This window comes from Ruegeria sp. YKSD179, assembly GCF_059612885.1.
Genome location: NZ_JBXWRL010000071.1, coordinates 1 through 17,188 on the forward strand (window position 1 = coordinate 1; position 17,188 = coordinate 17,188).

Annotated in this window: 15 protein-coding genes and 1 pseudogene; 8 read left to right on the forward strand and 8 right to left on the reverse strand. The window is 53.2% G+C overall.

Annotation, left to right across the window (positions count from 1 at the left end):
* From AC2FNE_RS22405 to AC2FNE_RS22435, 7 genes are all read right to left on the reverse strand, one after another.
* Nucleotides 1-1,184: ABC transporter permease (locus AC2FNE_RS22405; protein WP_496806330.1), on the reverse strand; the 1,184-nt coding region annotated here is incomplete at its 3' end.
* Between the two features lie 5 nt (nucleotides 1,185-1,189).
* The gene (locus tag AC2FNE_RS22410; RefSeq protein ID WP_170605551.1) at nucleotides 1,190-2,464 is read right to left on the reverse strand and encodes an ABC transporter permease; all 1,275 of its coding nucleotides are present in this window, start codon (nucleotides 2,462-2,464) and stop codon (nucleotides 1,190-1,192) included.
* A gap of 73 nt (nucleotides 2,465-2,537) precedes the next feature.
* Nucleotides 2,538-3,629, reverse strand: a complete 1,092-nt coding sequence (locus AC2FNE_RS22415; protein WP_170605549.1) for an extracellular solute-binding protein — start codon at nucleotides 3,627-3,629, stop codon at nucleotides 2,538-2,540.
* 103 nt (nucleotides 3,630-3,732) lie between these two features.
* Nucleotides 3,733-4,833 carry an ABC transporter ATP-binding protein gene (locus tag AC2FNE_RS22420; RefSeq protein WP_170605547.1) on the reverse strand — a complete coding sequence of 367 codons (1,101 nt, stop codon included), beginning with the start codon at nucleotides 4,831-4,833 and terminating at the stop codon, nucleotides 3,733-3,735.
* A gap of 136 nt (nucleotides 4,834-4,969) precedes the next feature.
* Entirely contained in the window at nucleotides 4,970-5,680 is a 711-nt protein-coding gene (locus AC2FNE_RS22425; protein ID WP_496806331.1) for a maleate cis-trans isomerase family protein, read from the reverse strand.
* Nucleotides 5,677-6,822 (reverse strand): M24 family metallopeptidase, encoded by a 1,146-nt coding sequence (locus AC2FNE_RS22430; protein WP_170605543.1) that lies wholly within the window; start codon nucleotides 6,820-6,822, stop codon nucleotides 5,677-5,679. The genes AC2FNE_RS22425 and AC2FNE_RS22430 overlap by 4 nt, the downstream gene beginning before the upstream one ends.
* Complete coding sequence (locus tag AC2FNE_RS22435) at nucleotides 6,819-7,862, reverse strand: pyridoxal-phosphate dependent enzyme (RefSeq protein ID WP_496806332.1); 1,044 nt, start codon at nucleotides 7,860-7,862, stop codon at nucleotides 6,819-6,821. Before AC2FNE_RS22435 ends, AC2FNE_RS22430 begins: the two co-directional genes overlap by 4 nt.
* A gap of 333 nt (nucleotides 7,863-8,195) precedes the next feature.
* On the opposite strand from AC2FNE_RS22435, the gene AC2FNE_RS22440 reads away from it, so the two are divergent.
* From AC2FNE_RS22440 to AC2FNE_RS22455, 4 genes are read left to right on the forward strand one after another with little or no spacing between them, the layout of a single operon-like run.
* On the forward strand, nucleotides 8,196-9,446 hold the full coding sequence (locus AC2FNE_RS22440; protein ID WP_496806333.1) for a sarcosine oxidase subunit beta family protein: 1,251 nt from the start codon (nucleotides 8,196-8,198) through the stop codon (nucleotides 9,444-9,446).
* Nucleotides 9,447-9,459: 13 nt separating this feature from the next.
* Nucleotides 9,460-9,747, forward strand: coding sequence for a sarcosine oxidase subunit delta (locus AC2FNE_RS22445; protein WP_170479921.1), 288 nt, complete (start codon nucleotides 9,460-9,462; stop codon nucleotides 9,745-9,747).
* Nucleotides 9,744-12,704, forward strand: a complete 2,961-nt coding sequence (locus AC2FNE_RS22450) for a sarcosine oxidase subunit alpha family protein (protein ID WP_170605537.1) — start codon at nucleotides 9,744-9,746, stop codon at nucleotides 12,702-12,704. The genes AC2FNE_RS22445 and AC2FNE_RS22450 overlap by 4 nt, the downstream gene beginning before the upstream one ends.
* Nucleotides 12,697-13,269, forward strand: coding sequence for a sarcosine oxidase subunit gamma (locus tag AC2FNE_RS22455; RefSeq protein ID WP_170605535.1), 573 nt, complete (start codon nucleotides 12,697-12,699; stop codon nucleotides 13,267-13,269). Before AC2FNE_RS22450 ends, AC2FNE_RS22455 begins: the two co-directional genes overlap by 8 nt.
* 7 nt (nucleotides 13,270-13,276) lie before the next feature.
* Here the strand turns inward: AC2FNE_RS22455 and AC2FNE_RS22460 are convergent, their stop codons facing one another.
* Complete coding sequence (locus AC2FNE_RS22460; RefSeq protein WP_496806334.1) at nucleotides 13,277-14,311, reverse strand: GlxA family transcriptional regulator; 1,035 nt, start codon at nucleotides 14,309-14,311, stop codon at nucleotides 13,277-13,279.
* Between the two features lie 140 nt (nucleotides 14,312-14,451).
* Here AC2FNE_RS22460 and AC2FNE_RS22465 point away from each other — a divergent pair, with 140 nt between their 5' ends.
* The 4 genes and pseudogenes from AC2FNE_RS22465 to AC2FNE_RS22480 form a co-directional block, all read left to right on the forward strand.
* Nucleotides 14,452-15,102 (forward strand): helix-turn-helix domain-containing protein, encoded by a 651-nt coding sequence (locus AC2FNE_RS22465; protein ID WP_496806335.1) that lies wholly within the window; start codon nucleotides 14,452-14,454, stop codon nucleotides 15,100-15,102.
* Between the two features lie 169 nt (nucleotides 15,103-15,271).
* Nucleotides 15,272-16,165: a class II glutamine amidotransferase gene (locus AC2FNE_RS22470; protein WP_170605531.1), complete on the forward strand. Its 894-nt coding sequence runs from the start codon at nucleotides 15,272-15,274 to the stop codon at nucleotides 16,163-16,165.
* 1 nt (nucleotide 16,166) lies between these two features.
* Nucleotides 16,167-16,850, forward strand: a complete 684-nt coding sequence (locus tag AC2FNE_RS22475) for a GltB/FmdC/FwdC-like GXGXG domain-containing protein (protein WP_170605529.1) — start codon at nucleotides 16,167-16,169, stop codon at nucleotides 16,848-16,850.
* 20 nt (nucleotides 16,851-16,870) lie between these two features.
* Nucleotides 16,871-17,188: pseudogene (locus AC2FNE_RS22480) on the forward strand (FMN-binding glutamate synthase family protein); the annotation flags it as partial.

The window sequence follows — 17,188 nt, forward strand, 5'->3', positions numbered from 1 at the left end:
TCTGATCGACGTCGCAACAATTCCACTGTGGTAAGCAGTGCAATTGAAAGAACAACAAGGATCGTCGCCACCGCCAGAATCGTCGGGCTGATCTGTTCGCGTAATCCGGTGAACATCTGCCAAGGAAGTGTTTTCTGGCTAGCCGAGCCGACGAACAGAACAACGACGACTTCGTCAAATGAAGTGATAAAGGCAAATAGGCCGCCCGAGATAACGCCCGGCAATATCAGGGGCATCTGAATCTTAAAGAAAGTACGAACAGGGCCAGCTCCCATGTTCGCCGCAGCTCGGGTTAGGGACCGATCAAAACCGACCAACGTAGCGGTGACCGTGATGATGACAAACGGAATCCCAAGAACCGCATGTGCCAGGATCACTTTCAAGTAACCGACAAAGTTCTTGTTCATACCCAGCGTACCCTCAAGGAACCGGCCTATATCGCTATAGAAGAAGAACATCCCAGTTGCAGAAATAATCAGCGGCACAATCATTGGCGAGATCAGAATACCCATGATTGCCCGCCGCCCCGGCACGTGTGACTGGCTAAGGCCAATGGCTGCCAATGTACCCAATGTAACTGAAATAATTGTCGCAATCGGCGCGATGATCAGCGAGTTCTTGAAACTGCGTTGCCATTCATTGTTGGTAAAGAAATCCCGATAGTGTTTGAGCGAGTACCCTTCAGGATCCAAACGCAGCATTTCTGGGGTAAATGTAAAGAAGTCTTGCGCGTTGAAGGAAAGGGGCAAAACCACAAGAATCGGCGTGATCAGGAATATGAAGATCGCCCCGCAGATTACCCGGAACAGATAGTGGTAAAAGACCTGTTTCGCTGTCAGATAGGGCAAAAGTTTGCGACGATATCGCCCTTCGTAAAGCCAATATATGAACCAAGCAAAGAACCATCCTCCTAGCAAGCCCAGCACGCCACCCAATGGGCCGGCAATTGCGAACCCGCCCGCGCCAAACCCGATGATGTTGATCCACCGCGCCATTTTTTCATTCTTGAGGACGGTGATGTAGAACCATGCCAAAGCTGCTATCAGTGCAGCTCCTGCCAAAACTCCTAGAATGATCGAGCCATTGCCGGCACCAACGAACATACCGGCAAATGCGCCAGCCAAAGCAACGCTGGGAAGAACCATCGACAAAGGTTTGCGGGATATCGGTGTCAAAGCGGCCATGTCGTTTATCCCAGCTTCACGTTATCGATGCCCACGATTTTGTCGTAGACCCAGTAGAGTAGCAGAACGACGGCAAGAAGGATCGTGCCCAAGGCCGCCGCCAATCCCCAGTTCAGCGAAGAGGAGATGTGATAGGCGATCCGGTTCGAAATAAAGACACCCTTTGTACCGCCGACGATTTCCGGGGTGATGTAGTACCCAATTGCCAAGATAAAGACGAGTATAGAACCGGCTCCGATACCTGGAATGGATTGTGGGAAATAGATGCGCCAAAACGTGGTCCAATTGGTTGCGCCCATGGATTTCGCCGCGCGGGTATAAGACTCGGGTATTGTTTGCATCACCGAGTACATCGGAAGGATCATGAACGGCAGCAGGATATGCGTCATAGCAACGATAGTACCGATCTGGTTGTTTATGATGACCAGTCTCGCATCGTCGGCGACAAGTCCGAGCCATACCAGTGTTTCGTTGATGACACCTTGCTGTTGCAACATGACTTTCCAGGCTGAGGTTCGCACAAGAAGCGAGGTCCAGAAAGGTAAAAGAACAAGTATCATCAGCAGGTTGGAAACACGCATTGGCAACGTCGCCAGCAGGTAACTCACCGGATAGGCCAAAAGAATACACGCGCCAGTAATTACCAGCGACATGAACAGCGTCCGCCCAAAAAGTTTTATCAGAATCTGTTTGTCTTCGGGCTGCGGCTGAGCGCCTTCAGGAGTGCGGCGCATATCCACTGCGTTCAAGAAATAACCATTGGTCACCTGCGGCGAATGCGTCTTGATTACCCTCCAAGTCTGCGGATCGCCCCAACCTTCGTGGATTTCGATCAGCTGTTCCTTGAACGGTCCGTCGGTTTCCGGATCTAGCTTTCGCAAACCACGTCCAGACCTGCGAAACATCGAAGACATTCCGGTTTCTTCGTAGTTCAGGCGCGATCCCAGTCGTGTGTGTTCTTTGTTTTCGATCGCGACGACCATGTCTCGAACGAAGGCATCGTAAACCTCTTCGCCAGGTAACTCGTCGCTTGTTTCGTCCCAGTTTCCAAGGGCTTCGACCGTTAAAGGCAGGGTGTCTGAAACGATACTGTTTTCGACCGAACGGAATAGCATTGAGGCGATCGGCACAATAAATGAAAACAGAACAAACAATAGAAGAGGGGCAACTAGAAGCAGCGCTCGTAATTTTTGGCGCCGTAGGGAACGAGCCAACGATTGCTTGAGCGGTGTTCCGTCCGCGGCCAGCATGGGTCCGGCGTTATCGCTTGCGTCAGTCATCTTTGCCCCTTGGATTTTTCTTGTCAGAGGGCGACGAACCGCCCTCTGACTTAATTTAGGCTAGGTGCCTGTATTATTGTGCCAACCAAGCCTGGAATTTGGCATCGATGTCGTCACGGTAGTCGGCCCAGAACTCGTAGTTATAAAGGAACGTGTTCTTGGCGTTCTCCGGATCGGTCGGCATGTGTGGCGCCATGTCGATGCCCAATTCCGCATGCTGACCGACCAGCGGTGCTGAAGAAGCACGGGCCGGGCCGTAAGAAATATACTTGGCCTGATCTGCAAGACGCTGAGTGTCTGTCGCGAACATGATGTAGTCCAGTGCGCGCTGCTGGCGCTCTTCGCTCAAGCCAGCTGGAATGATCCAGCCGTCCAGATCGAATACCTGCGCGTCCCACAACATTGCCACGGGCTGCTTTTGCTCTTCGATTACGCTGAACAAACGTCCGTTATAGGTCGAACCCATGACAACTTCGCCATCAGCCAGAAGTTGAGGGGTGTCCGCACCCGCGGACCACCACACTACACTGTCTTTAATGGTGTTCAGTTTAGCCAGCGCTTGATCCTGCCCTTCGGGTGTTGCCAGCACATCATAAACGTCGTCTTTTGCCACTCCGTCGCAAAGCAAAGCCCATTCCATGTTATTGATCGGACGTTTTTCGAGCGAGCGCTTACCTGGGTAGGTCTCAAGGTCGAACACAGCGCAGATATCTGATGGCGGGGTGTCACCAACAAGATCTGTGCGATATCCAAAGGTTGTCGAATAAACGATCTGTGGAATAAAGCACTCGCTTACCAACAGGTCGCCAAAGTCCTCGGATGCGGGCGTGCCATCAGGTGCCGGCGCCAGTTGTGTGTCTGGATCGATTTCCAGCGCCAATCCTTCGTCGCACAGGCGGATCGCATCCGCAGCCACAACGTCAACTACGTCCCAGGTTATGTTGCCTGCTTCGTTCATTGCGCGCAGTTTGGCAACCGCTTCGGCCGAACTGTCGTCGTTCAGGATAGTGACACCGGTCTTTTCCGAATAGGGCTCGTGATAGGCCTTGAGTTGCGACTTGGAATAGGCGCCCCCCCAAGAAACAATTGTCATTTCCTGTGCTGACACGCCGCTGGCCGCAGTCGCCAATGCAGCCGCAGTAAGCAGTGATTTAGTTGGTTTCATTTGTTACTCCCAGTACTTCCCGTTTATTTGTTTGATCGGCCGATGCACGGGTTTTCACCAGCCGGTCCCTCAGTACAGCCACGTCTGCTTTGCGTGACTTGGTCTATGCGTCGAGCGCACGACAATCCTGGGGCAACCACCCGATTTCGATTTCTTGCCCGGGTTTCAGCCGGACAGCATCAGGTGCATTGCGGGTTTTGACTATGAATTCGTCATTGCCAGCCACGGACATACGAAAACGGAAGACATCACCCATATAGATGAATTCTCTCACCGTTGCCTTCAGAGTGTGTGCATCGGCATGTAGACGATCCTTGTTGAATTCAACGCGCTCCGGACGAATGGACACTTTGGTGCGTTCACCAGCGTCGTGAACATTGATCGGCACAGCATCAATCTCCGATCCGTCATCCAACTGAACCAGACACGTGTCGCCTTGGATGGATTTCACTACACCTTCGAGAGTGTTGTTCTCGCCAATGAATTGCGCCACGAAACTGTTCTCTGGCTCTTCGTACAGTTGATCGGGCGGCGCCAACTGTTGAATTCGGCCGTCGTCAAAAACTGCGACGCGGTCAGACATGGTGAGCGCTTCGGTCTGGTCATGCGTCACATAAACCGTGGTAATGCCCAGTTCGTGTGCAAGACGAGTGATTTCGAACTGCATATGCTCTCGCAGCTGTTTGTCCAACGCACCAAGGGGCTCATCCATGAGCACCAGTTCGGGTTCGAACACCAATGCTCGGGCTAGCGCAATGCGCTGTTGTTGTCCTCCGGAAAGCTGGGCAGGACGACGACCGCCGAACGCTCCCATCTGCACCATATCCAGCGCACGGCTAACTTTCGCTTCGCGGTCGGATTTGCTCAATTTGCGAACCTCAAGCGGAAAAGAAAGGTTTTCGGCCACGGTCATGTGCGGAAATAGGGCATAGTTCTGGAACACCATGCCAATACCCCGCTTGTGCGGCGGAATGTTGTTGATCGGTCGCCCGTCGAGCAGGATTTCCCCATGTGTGGCTGTCTCGAAGCCAGCCAGCATCATAAGGCAGGTCGTCTTGCCAGATCCGGAAGGGCCGAGCATCGTGAGAAACTCACCTTTTGGCATTGCTAGATTAAGATCTTTAACGACGAGATTTTCGCCGTCATAAGACTTCTGAACGCGTTGAAATTCGACAAACGCGGCGTCGTTCGTTGTTTCGGCCACAAGACCCCCTGTTTCGTCAAATGATTATCCGAGAGTGTCGGACCTCATTGATCAATGAGAAGCAGTTAAGACCAAACAATACTTGGTTTGCAACATAGAATGCAAAAATCACGTTGTTTGACTTCTATTTACTATATCAATTGATACTATTTAGGCGTTGCATATGCCAGGCTAAGCTTTGGTTGCTGGACAGCACGGGTTTACCGGTTTTTTTACGAATCTGCGGAATTGCCGCATAAGTTCGAAGGTTGGTGCAACTCAGGAAAATTGCATCGACAGACGGGTCAGAGCCCAGGCGGCATGCTGCTTCAATGATCGATTGTTCGGAAATGCGCGCAACCTTGGCTTCTTCGGCTTCGCCAAACGTACCGAAGATATCCGTTGATATTCCGTTTTCGGAAAATGCCTTACGCAACGGTATGTTGACTTCTTCAATATACGGCGAAAGCAAAGCAAATTTTGAAACGCCCAATTCCTTTGCACAAGCCGTTGCCGCCAGTAGCGGGTTTGTGACCTCAGCCGTGTCGCAAGTCTGTTTCACCAACTGCGCAACCCGATCTGATCCGATGACGGAGCTGGCCGAAGTGCACCCATATCCAATAACACGATATGGTCGAGCACTAGGCAACAAGCGCGCCGCCGCAGGCAGAGCTGTTTCCATTTCAGCCAGACTGTCTTTGGTTACTTCGACACCACTTGGAATGCGGGTAACGTGGATTGGGAAAGCCCGGTCCGAGAAGTACTGGCTAAACTCGGGCTCCAGTGTTTCGTCCGTTTGCAATAGAATCAGCCCTATCGGCGAAGCTGCCGGATCATCCTGGTCGAGTGAGTAGGGTATTCGTGTCATAGCTCGATCAAATCTGGTCCAACTCTCGGGCTGATAAAGCGAGGACCATTACCGGTAATAACAATGTTTTCCTCATGCACCAGAATTTTTCCTCCGACAGCGATACCGGGTTCAAGTGTGAGAACCATTCCCGCTTTCAGCACGGTATGATCCGTAGGGATGAGTGATGGCCACTCGGTCAGCGACATACCCAACCCATGCCCCAGTCGCCCCGCATCCGTGCCTTCAGATTGATTGGTCAGCACGTCGTTCATTGCACTGAACAAATTTGCGGCTGTTGCTCCGGGTCTCGCAATCTCGAACGCGGCGTCCGAAGCTTCTATCAGCCTAGAATAGGCAGATTTAACATCAGGATGCGCGGCTCCTATCGACCAGTTTCGGTCGAAATCTGAAAAATAGCCATCCAAGACCAAACCGGTGTCCAGCATCAAAACATCTCCGGGCTCCAGCGGTGTCGGGTGTGCTGGCGAGATGACGTCGGTATAACCGCCGTGTTCTGCGCCTCCGGCAAGATAAGGTACCCAGTCAGCTCCTTCCTCCAGGCAGAGAATTTGAAACTTTCTGAAGATTGCGTCCAGCGGCACCCCGGGTTTTGCGATCTCGGGCACCCGAGCAAAAGCACGGCCCGCGATGCTGCACGCGGTTTCAATCTTTTCGATCTCGGCGACGGATTTGACCATTCGTAATTTGCGCAAAATGCCCATATCACCCGTGATGTGGCGAGTACCAAGCGCTTCTTTCAAACTCTGTATATCTGCCATTGGCATACGGGCGTGGGTCTCGTGCCCATCCGGCATCCCGATGTCGGCGTCAGCGGGTGTCAGTTCCTGCAATGCGTCAGCTAATAGTGTGACGCCGTCATCCTGCAAGTCTGGCGCGCTCCAGGTTCTGATATCGTCCAGCCACGTCTGGCCCATAAGCGCGGCTCCGATAGACGGGATCACAGCTACGGGTTTTCCGGATGCAGGTAAGACAAGATACCAGGGACGCGTCGGACTTTCCCAAAACCGCGTCAGAAAACCGGTAAAGTACCTTACGTCAGTCTCGGTAGTCAGTAACAAAGCAGATAAGCCAGCTCTCTGCATTAAGTCTTGAGCTCGCATCACACGTGTCTGGAATTCGCTCGGTTCAAACCCCCTCATTCAGCGACCTCAGACAAAAAGCACAAAACACGAGAACGATCCTCGATCTCCATAGAATGCCGAGCCGCATCATTCATAACCGCAGCTACACCGGCACCGCCAGAAGCTGTGGTTTCCAGCCCTAGTGCAGCAAGAGTGCCAAGTTGTTCGGACACCTCGTCATCTGACAGGGTCAAAAACAAGTCCGCGTCACGGGCTAACCCATTTAAGGCGATCAGCGAAGGTTCCTTGCAGTCAAGCCGTCCCATGATGCTGTCTGGTCCGTCAGCAAAAACGCACTTACCCGCAGCAATACTAGATTGCAGCGCAGGTGCTGCTTCGGGCTCGACAACGACTATCTTTGGGGCATCTCCCCATACGGTGCGTGAGTAAGCCGCCACTGCGCCAGCCAATCCGCCCACACCGGCCTGCAATATTATGTGCGTAGGCGTCTCCGGACATTGCGCAACGGCCTCTGCCGCCATTTGTAGATACCCTTCCATCAGAGTGTATGGTATTTCAAAGTAACCTTCCCACGAGCTGTCCGAAAGCAATGTCCAGCCATTTTCGTCGGCCGCATTATTTGCCGCCTCCATACTGGCAGCGTAATCAGCACCACTTCGAACAACGGATGCACCCTGTTCACGTAACCGCTCAGCAAAGCTTTCGGGAACGGTTTCGGCGATGAAAACAACTGCTTTGGCACCGAATATTCTGGCACCTGCCGCTACGCTCATTCCGTGGTTCCCTGCGCTGGCAGTGACATAAGTAGATCCGGTCAACGTATCGAACCCCGGTTCGTCTGATTTTTCGGCGGCGTGGCGTGCAATTACATATGCGGCACCCAATGCCTTGAATGAACCAAGGTTCATACGGGCTCTTTCATCCTTGACCCAAAGATGCGCGACCTGAGCCAGATCCGAGGCGTCGACCAGTGGCGTTTCTTTGGCAGCTGGACACAATGAAAGAAGGTCTGCAACACGCGTGGCGTCGGTAGAGGGATATGGAGCAGATGGCGCCAGTTTATTACCCGCTCGGTGTGGGTTTTTGATAATGCGCATTTTGCCTCCGAATATCTGGTGGTCAGACGTGATCTGATTGTTGAAATTCTGTCAAGCTCTGCGGTGGTTGCGCGGCTTCAACCACTTCCTAGTTGAAACTCGCTCGTGCAGAACATCGTTGGTCCTGCCTTAGTGAACATTATTCGGGCGTGATCTCAGTTTGCCGGATGCCCTTCCGCGTGCGGCAGTCGTTCAATCGCGCTCGCGGAATCTTCAAAGGCCAAAACGGCAGCGTCTCTTTGGATGACGCAAAACTTCAAGTGAACACCGCAAAATTGCTGGGCGATGGCAATTACAATGTTCAATGATGTTTGAAACATTGGCGAGGCAGGAATGCGGTATTCTGGATTTCGAGTCATTAAGGAGGCCTTGACAGGCCACAAGGGCTGGACCCCCGCATGGCGGGATCCCGAACCCAAAAACGAGTATGATTTTGTCGTTGTGGGCGGCGGTGGGCATGGCCTGGCGACTGCTTATTATTTGGCCAAGGAATTTGGTCATGCGCGTATAGCAGTTCTTGAAAAAGGTTGGATCGGCGGCGGCAATGTGGGTCGAAATACAACCATCATACGGTCAAACTATCTTCTTGATGGGAATGAGCCTTTCTATGAATTCTCGCTGAAATTGTGGGAGGGATTGGAACAGGACTTCAATTTCAACGCTATGGTCAGCCAGCGTGGAATCCTCAACCTCGTTCATACAGATGCACAACGTGACGCGGCAAGGAGGCGAGGCAACGCAATGATCCTAAATGGATCCGATGCAGAGTTGCTTGATACAGCCGGGGTAAGAGCGTTGTACCCTTTCCTAAACTTCAGCAATGCCCGTTTTCCGATTAAAGGTGGTCTGCTGCACCGACGCGGGGGCACTGTACGTCACGATGCTGTCGCTTGGGGTTACGCACGTGGAGCGGACCAACGCGGCGTCGACATCATCCAAAACTGTGAGGTGACAGGGTTTCGCATAGAGAATGGGAAGATTTTGGGTGTTGAAACTTCCCGCGGATATATCGGTGCGAAAAAGGTCGGTGTTGCCGTGGCAGGGTCATCCAGTCGGGTGATGGAGAAAGCCGGAATGCGACTGCCGATTGAAAGCCATGTGTTGCAGGCGTTTGTTTCGGAGGGACTGAAACCCATAATTCCTGGTGTCATCACTTTTGGCGCTGGCCACTTCTACTGTAGCCAGTCGGACAAAGGAGGATTGGTATTTGGCGGCGATATCGACATGTACAACACCTATGCCCAGCGGGGAAATCTGCCAGTGGTCGAGGATGTAATCGAAAGCGGTGTCGCTCTGATCCCGGCGCTTGGCCGGGTGCGGCTGCTGCGTGGATGGGGCGGGGTGATGGACATGTCGATGGACGGATCGCCCTTTATCGACCGGACGCAAGTCGAGGGTCTCTATTTCAACGGTGGTTGGTGCTACGGCGGCTTCAAGGCAACGCCGGCCTCGGGCTGGTGTTTTGCTCATCTGCTGTCCACCGATCGTCCGCATGAGGTGGCAACCGCCTTCCGATTGGATCGATTTCGTTCTGGTCGAATGATCGATGAAAAAGGTGTGGGCGCTCAGCCCAACCTGCACTGAAAGGAGGCCGCTTATGATAATTGATCACCCGCTTCTTGGCCCCCGGGACGCGCAGGAGTTTGTCTACCTAGGCGATGCCACCTTAATCGACCGTCCGGATTGGCAAGCTGAAAACGCAGCGGAGGCATTTCACGACTATCTCTATTTGCGCGATAATCCGGCTGGCGAGCATCGCGAGCTTTGGTATCACGAACAAGGGGACCGGTCGTGGTTGGTAGTAACGCGCAATACGCTGACGCATGAAATTACTTCGGTTGAACTGGCCCGTGACGTAGCCCGGGCACGGGGGCGCGGACGATGAACAAACAAATAAACCGACTGAACGGCGGTCTTATTGATCACGACCAAAGCCTGAGTTTCAAGTTCGACGGTAAACGCTTTCAAGGGCATCCGGGCGATACACTCGCCTCTGCTCTGCTGGCCAATGGCGTGCGGCTTATGGGTCGGTCATTTAAGTATCACCGCCCGAGAGGGGTATTGACGTCTGGCTCGGAAGAACCCAACGCGCTGGTTGAGCTGCGCAGCGGTGGTAGGCAAGAGCCGAACACAAGAGCGACCGTGGCCGAGTTGTATGATGGTCTAGCCGCCAATTCGCAGAACCGCTGGCCCTCGCTGGAACGCGACGTGTTATCGATAAACGACTTGTTCAGCAACTTTCTGACTGCGGGGTTCTATTACAAGACCTTTATGTGGCCCAAAGCTTTCTGGGAAAAGTTGTATGAGCCTATTATTCGAAATGCTGCCGGTCTTGGGAGCATTACAGGTGAAGATGATCCGGATGTTTATGACAAAGGTTTTCTGCACTGCGATTTACTGGTGATTGGGGCCGGGCCTGCGGGCTTGATGGCGGCGCTTACAGCAGGTCGTGCCGGTGCGCGGGTTATTCTGGCCGACGAGGATTTCGTACTCGGCGGACGGTTGAACGCAGAATCGATTGAAGTTGGCGGCGTTGCCGCGTCGGACTGGGCCGCGCATGCGTTGGCAGAGCTATCGGCGATGGACAACGTTCGAGTACTGCCGCGAACCACGGTTATCGGAGCATTTGACCACGGTATTTACGGGGCTGTTGAGCGTATTGCAGATCACCTACCAACACCCGCCAGTGGGCAGCCTCGACAGATCATGTGGCGCATCTATTCGAAGCGTGCGCTGCTCTGCGCCGGAGCAACAGAGCGACCGATTGCTTTTTCCAACAATGACCGACCCGGGATTATGTTGGCTGGTGCGATGCGCGCCTATGCTAATCGTTGGGCCGTGCGCGCTCATGAACAGGTCGCTGTCTTCACCAATAACGATGATGGCCATCGTACAGCTGCCGACCTAATCGCCAAAGGTGTGCATGTTACCGCTGTCATCGACACTCGGGCAGATGCGCCAAGTGTGGACGGAACGGAACTATTTGCTGGTGCGCAAGTAATTGGTAGCAAAGGAAGGCTTGGTCTAAACTCGGTTACGATCCGTACGGACAAAGGCTTTACACGAGAGATCGTTTGCGGCGGGCTGGCTGTGTCCGGAGGCTGGAACCCAAATGTGCACCTGACGTGTCATCAACGCGGGCGACCGAAATGGGACGAAGGTCTTGCAGCATTTGTTCCGGGCGACAATCTTCCTGTTGGTATGTCAGTGGCAGGGGCAGCCGCGGGTGCAATGTCTACTTATGGCGCGTTGCGAACTGGTGCCGAGGGAGCGATTGCCGCACTGTCCGATCTGGACATCCCGGCAGGAGCACCGGAATTGCCCGAGGCAAAAGACTCTCCTGTGAAACTGCGGCCTTTTTGGCACGTTTCCGAAGGAAAAGGTCGAGCTTGGATCGACCTGCAAAACGACGTAACTGTCAAGGACGTGAAACTGGCACATCAGGAGAATTACGTCTCGGTTGAACACTTGAAGCGTTACACCACTCTGGGCATGGCGACCGACCAAGGAAAGACCAGCAACATGGCCGGTCTGGCAGTGATGGCAGAGTTGACAGGCAAATCAATTCCAGAGACAGGTACGACCATCTTCCGCCCTCCCTATACACCTGTGGCTATGGGCGCGTTGGCGGGCCGAGCAGTTGGCAAGCATTTCCATCCTGTGCGCGAGACCCCCAGTCACAAGTGGGCAATTGAGCAAGGCGCGGTGTTCACTGAGGTCGGTGATTGGCTGCGCGCACAATGGTTTCCGAAAGAGGGTGAGACTCATTGGAGGCAGTCAGTAGATCGAGAGGTGTTGCAGACCAGAGCTTCTGTTGGTGTTTGCGACGTGACCACCCTGGGAAAGATTGATGTGCAGGGAGCGGATGCCGCGGAGTTCCTAAACAAGATCTATGCCAACGGTTTCGCCAAACTGGCTGTTGGCAAAGTTCGCTATGGCCTGATGCTGCGCGAGGATGGCATTGCATATGACGATGGAACAGCCGCACGATTGGCCGAGGATCACTTTGTTGTAACGACAACCACGGCGAATGCGGTTCTAGTCTATCGCCGGATGGAGTTTGCGCGGCAATGCCTATGGCCTGATCTGGATGTGCAGTTGATCTCCACGACCGAGGCTTGGGCGCAATATGCGGTTGCTGGCCCTAATTCCCGCAAGCTTCTGGAAAAAATTGTCGATGCCGGTTTCGATCTTTCGAATGAAGCATTCCCGTTTATGTCCTGCGCCGAAATCACCATTTGCGAAGGCTGCCGTGCGAGGCTGTTCCGAATCTCGTTTTCGGGCGAGTTGGCTTATGAGATCGCGGTGCCTACACGTTACGGTGACGCGATGATACGCGCGTTAATGGAGGCCGGAGAGGAATTTGATGTTGTTCCATATGGCACCGAAGCTCTTGGCGTCATGAGGATCGAAAAAGGGCACGCAGCCGGAAATGAGCTGAATGGAACCACTACTGCATTAAATCTTGGAATGGGCCGAATTGTCAGCAAAAAGAAAGATTGCATCGGCAATATCATGAGCGAGCGAGAAGGATTGAATCAACCCGATGCACTGCGTTTGGTTGGGTTCAAACCCGTCGACCCTGGTCAGCAAGTGGTTGCGGGGGGGCATCTTATGAAGGCAGACGGCCCAGTAGATGCAGCACACGATCAGGGATATGTCACATCGGCGGCTTTTTCCCCGGTTCTGCAAAGCTCGATCGGCATCGGGTATTTGAAAGATGGGGCAGAGCGTACGGGCGAAGTTTTGCGGTTGGCCAATCCGCTCGAAGGTACTGAGGTCAAGGTTGAAGTTGTAAGTGCTCATTTTGTCGACCCGGACGGAGGACGTCAGCGTGCATAAACTGAAAGCCATCACGCCACTTGGACGTACAGAGCCCAAAACCGATAACTTTGCCGGGTTGTCGATCACCGAAAACCCTGCGCGGGCCTTGGCTACGTTGACAGCGCGCCTTGGGCATGAAACGGCTTGCACTGCACAAGTAAGTGCCTTTATCGGGTGCGATTTGCCGGGGCCGGGTAAGTCTGTGGTTGGTGAAACTTATGGTGCGATATGGATTGCCCCAAGCAGCTGGATGATTGAAGCGGATCACACTGGTCACGAATTGATTGCCCAAGAACTCAAGCCTGTCGCGGGTGAAACGGCATCGGTTGTTGAACAGACTGACGCGTGGGGGCGCTTCGATATCACAGGTTCAGCGGCTGGCGACCTTTTCGAAAGATTGTGTAACGTGGACGTCCGGGCAATGAATTCCGACACAGCAACCCGAACGACCATCCATCACATTGGCTGCTATCTTTGGTGCCGCAAAGCAGGTTTCGAGTATTCGGTACTGGGTCCACGGTCATCTGCAGGATCTTTGCATCATGCATTGGTCGAAGTTGCTCAGGCTGTTTGTCCGGTCTAATTGTTGCTCAATTTAAATGTGTGTCTCGTCTGACCCGGAACCGGTTGTGATCTTGTCGGTCTTGCCGTGGCGAGGTACCAAAGTGTTCAACATAGTTGCGCGACATTGATGTCGGGTTCGTATAGCCCACGGCGTGCGCGATCGAGGTAAGCGGGTCCTGGGTATAGATAACAAGCTGTCTTGCGGCACGTAGACGTACTAGCCGGTAGTAACCCCCGGGGCTCTGTCCTGTGGCCTGCCGGAAACTGCGTTCCAGATGGCGTGCTGAAACTCCTACACGACGGGCGACCTCGCGTGTAGTTAGCGGAAACTCGAGGTTATCAGAGAACAACTGAATAGCTTTTGAAACCATGTCAGGCATATGGTCGGCTATGTCGTCCGTTTGAAATGCTGGTGTTTTTTGCCGGACCCCTGGGCTGCGGATTGAAGGGTGCTGGAACCAGCAGGCGACTTCGGTCATTGCAGCCTCTCCAAAGGCTAATTCGACCAGATGTAAAGACAGATCAAAAGCCGCTGCAGCGCCGGAAGCGGTACAACAGTTTTTGCCCAAAACAATGACGTCATCAGTTGTCTCAAGTTCAGGAAACTCCGCCTCGAACGCAGTTCTGTAGCACCAATGCACAGAGCAAATCTGCCGATCTAACAGACCTGATCGCGCAAGTGGGAAGATGCCGCCGCTTACGGCGCTGACGCAGGTTCCGTGTCTTGCCAGAAACCGCAGTCTGCCATTTGATGCATGGGGGTTTGCAAACTTCCCATCCGGTTCAGACAGCAAAAACAACATGTCTAACCGCTGGACATCGCACAATGCTAAGTCCGCCTGAAACGGAATTTGCGCGCTGGATGATGTCGATTCGCCTGTCTCTGAAATGACCTGCCATCTGAATACATCTCTTCCCGCAATTTCATTGGCGGCCCGCAACGGTTCAATGACCGAGGTGAGGCAGGCCATCGGGAATCCTTCAAACACAAGAAATCCCAGCGTAATCTGGCTGTTCTGATCGATGCCAAGTTCTGACAAAGGTGCTGAAATCTGGTGCATGCTAGCCTCTGCTTTCAGATCGTTGCTTTTTCAATCAGCGGAATTCGGGTAAGGGGTGTTTATCAGGACGACCCCTGACAGGAAACAAATTTTCACTCTGTGAATGCTCGGCCATAAGGGCTGGGTATTGGAGGGCTTCTATGGCCAAGGCCGGCAAAGGCAAAAAAATGGGAGTTCTGTCACAGGACCCCCACAAAGTAAAAGACAGCGGTGAAAAGAACCTGGAAACCGCCATTGGGCGGGAGATCAAAGCTCTGAGGGTGCAACAGGGGGTGACTTTTGCCGAATTGTCCGGTTTGACTGGCCTGTCGATCAGCATGCTGTCAAAAATCGAAAATGGTTATACGTCGCCGTCTCTGACAACTCTGCAACTACTGGCCAACGCACTAAGCACACCGATTACGTCGTTTTTCCGTCGCTACGAAGAAACGCGGAACGCTGTGCATACCAAAGCGGGTCAAGGCGTCGAAACCGAAAGGGCCGGAACGCGGGCAGGGCATCAGTACAATTTGTTGGGGCATCTTGGTCCAAATGCAAGCGGTGTCGTGGTTGAACCGTACTTGATCACGCTGACCGAAGTGTCTGATACTTTCCCGACCTTTCAACACGATGGGATTGAACTGCTTTACATGCTCGAGGGCGAAATTGACTATCGGCATGGCGATGCCATCTATCTGTTAAGGCCCGGCGACACTCTGTTTTTTGACGCAGATTCCCCTCATGGACCCGAGGTGCTTCGTTCACTTCCCGCGCGTTACTTGTCGATCATCTCGTACCCACAGACAAAGTGACGGAGGCATGGTCGGGTCGGATTCAGAGAGGGGAAACATGTGCCTACTTGAATAAGGGGGAACATCAAGCTCAAAAAATTTCCTAACATGAAAATAATTTTCCCCTTGTTGCCTTCGTGATAACCTGATGTTAGCGTCCGCCGCAAATCGTAACAGGAGATGTTCACTAATGTGTGGAATCGTCGGCCTTTTTCTTAAGGACAAAACATTAGAGCCGCAGCTTGGCTCGATGTTGACGGATATGTTGATCACTATGACAGATCGGGGGCCGGACAGTGCTGGAATAGCTATCTATGGCGGTACAGAAGATAAGGCTAAACTGACAGTTCAGTCCGACAACCCAGACACGGATTTTGCCGATTTGGATGGTGATTTGGGCCGGGTCATCGACGCCGAGGTGACGATGCGCCCCAATGATACGCACGCGGTTTTGAGCCTTGACGCAACCAAAGTAGATCAGGCGCGACAGGCAATTCGCGAGTTGCGTCCTGGCATGCGGGTGATGAGCGACGGCGACGTCATCGAAATTTACAAAGAAGTTGGCCTGCCCAAAGATGTGGCGGCACGTTTTGATCTGTCGTCAATGAGTGGTACGCACGGTATTGGTCATACCCGGATGGCCACGGAATCTGCGGTGACGACTGAAGGCGCACATCCATTTAATACAGGTGCCGACCAATGTCTGGTTCATAATGGTTCACTGTCCAACCACAACTCGCTGCGCCGTAAGCTGAAACGCGAAGGTGTTCGGGTGGAGTCGATGAACGACACCGAAGTGGGTGCCGCGTATTTGACCTGGAAGATGCAGAATGGAGCAACTCTGGGCGAGGCGCTTGAAAGCAGCTTAGAGGATTTGGACGGGTTCTTTACCTTTGTAGTGGGTACAAAGGACGGGTTCGGTGTAGTACGTGACCCAATTGCCTGCAAACCGGCAGTCATGGCGGAAACAGATCAATATGTTGCCTTTGGCAGTGAATACCGCGCCTTGGTCAATCTGCCGGGCATAGAAGAAGCCCGCGTTTGGGAGCCTGAGCCCGCAACCGTCTATTTCTGGAGTCACTGATATGCAGACCTATGATATTTCGGAAAAGGGTTTGCGTGGGTTGAACTCGACACTTCAGGCGCAACGTGACGCGACAAACCAGACCAGTTGGCAGGTTGTCAATCCCAAAGGAAGCCATGCGATTGCTGTAGGTTTGGATGCGCCAATTGAAGTGACGGTCAAAGGTTCGACTGGTTATTACTGCGCCGGAATGAACCAGCAGGCGACAATCAAGGTCGAAGGATCGGTAGGCCCCGGTGCGGCCGAAAATATGATGTCCGGCACTGTTGTTATCGAGGGCGACGCCAGCCAGTATGCCGGTGCGACTGGTCATGGCGGGCTATTGGTGATCAAGGGTAATGCTTCGTCCCGTTGCGGTATTTCGATGAAAGGTATCGATATCGTGGTGCACGGCAACATTGGCCATATGTCCGCCTTTATGGCCCAGGCAGGCAATCTGGTTGTTTGCGGAGATGCGGGCGACGCGTTGGGAGACTCGCTGTATGAAGCTCGTCTTTTTGTGCGCGGTTCAGTCAAAAGTTTAGGCGCAGATTGCGTAGAGAAAGAGATGCGGCCAGAGCATATCGAAATTCTGAAAGATCTTCTGGAACGCGCAGGTGCAGACGCCAAACCTGAAGAGTTCAAGCGTTACGGCTCTGCTCGCAAGCTCTATAATTTTGACGTCGACAACACAGCGGCCTACTGACCAACAAGGGTATGAAAGACATGGACACAACCATCCCACGCACCCTGCCGATCCAGTCGGCTACATTCACCAATGAAGTTAATGCCGAGATACGCCGCGCCGCGGCGACCGGAATCTACGATATTCGCGGCGGCGGTGCTAAGCGCAGAGTACCTCATTTTGATGATCTGCTGTTTCTTGGGGCCTCCGTCAGCCGTTACCCTTTGGAAGGCTACCGTGAGCGTTGTGAAACCTCGGTGACGTTAGGCACGCGTTTTGCCAAAAAGCCGATTCAGTTGGACATACCGATTACAATAGCCGGTATGAGTTTTGGCGCATTGTCCGGACCGGCCAAAGAG

Bases quoted from the DNA above. Each gene is read 5' to 3' on its own strand.
- AC2FNE_RS22440 (WP_496806333.1), top strand. From the start codon at position 8,196: ATGCGGTATTCTGGATTTCGAGTCATTAAGGAGGCCTTGACAGGCCAC.
- AC2FNE_RS22465 (WP_496806335.1), top strand. From the start codon at position 14,452: ATGGCCAAGGCCGGCAAAGGCAAAAAAATGGGAGTTCTGTCACAGGAC.
- AC2FNE_RS22435 (WP_496806332.1), bottom strand. From the start codon at position 7,862: ATGCGCATTATCAAAAACCCACACCGAGCGGGTAATAAACTGGCGCCA.
- AC2FNE_RS22445 (WP_170479921.1), top strand. From the start codon at position 9,460: ATGATAATTGATCACCCGCTTCTTGGCCCCCGGGACGCGCAGGAGTTT.
- AC2FNE_RS22460 (WP_496806334.1), bottom strand. From the start codon at position 14,311: ATGCACCAGATTTCAGCACCTTTGTCAGAACTTGGCATCGATCAGAAC.
- AC2FNE_RS22425 (WP_496806331.1), bottom strand. From the start codon at position 5,680: ATGACACGAATACCCTACTCACTCGACCAGGATGATCCGGCAGCTTCG.
- AC2FNE_RS22415 (WP_170605549.1), bottom strand. From the start codon at position 3,629: ATGAAACCAACTAAATCACTGCTTACTGCGGCTGCATTGGCGACTGCG.
- AC2FNE_RS22410 (WP_170605551.1), bottom strand. From the start codon at position 2,464: ATGACTGACGCAAGCGATAACGCCGGACCCATGCTGGCCGCGGACGGA.
- AC2FNE_RS22450 (WP_170605537.1), top strand. From the start codon at position 9,744: ATGAACAAACAAATAAACCGACTGAACGGCGGTCTTATTGATCACGAC.
- AC2FNE_RS22470 (WP_170605531.1), top strand. From the start codon at position 15,272: ATGTGTGGAATCGTCGGCCTTTTTCTTAAGGACAAAACATTAGAGCCG.
- AC2FNE_RS22475 (WP_170605529.1), top strand. From the start codon at position 16,167: ATGCAGACCTATGATATTTCGGAAAAGGGTTTGCGTGGGTTGAACTCG.
- AC2FNE_RS22430 (WP_170605543.1), bottom strand. From the start codon at position 6,822: ATGAGGGGGTTTGAACCGAGCGAATTCCAGACACGTGTGATGCGAGCT.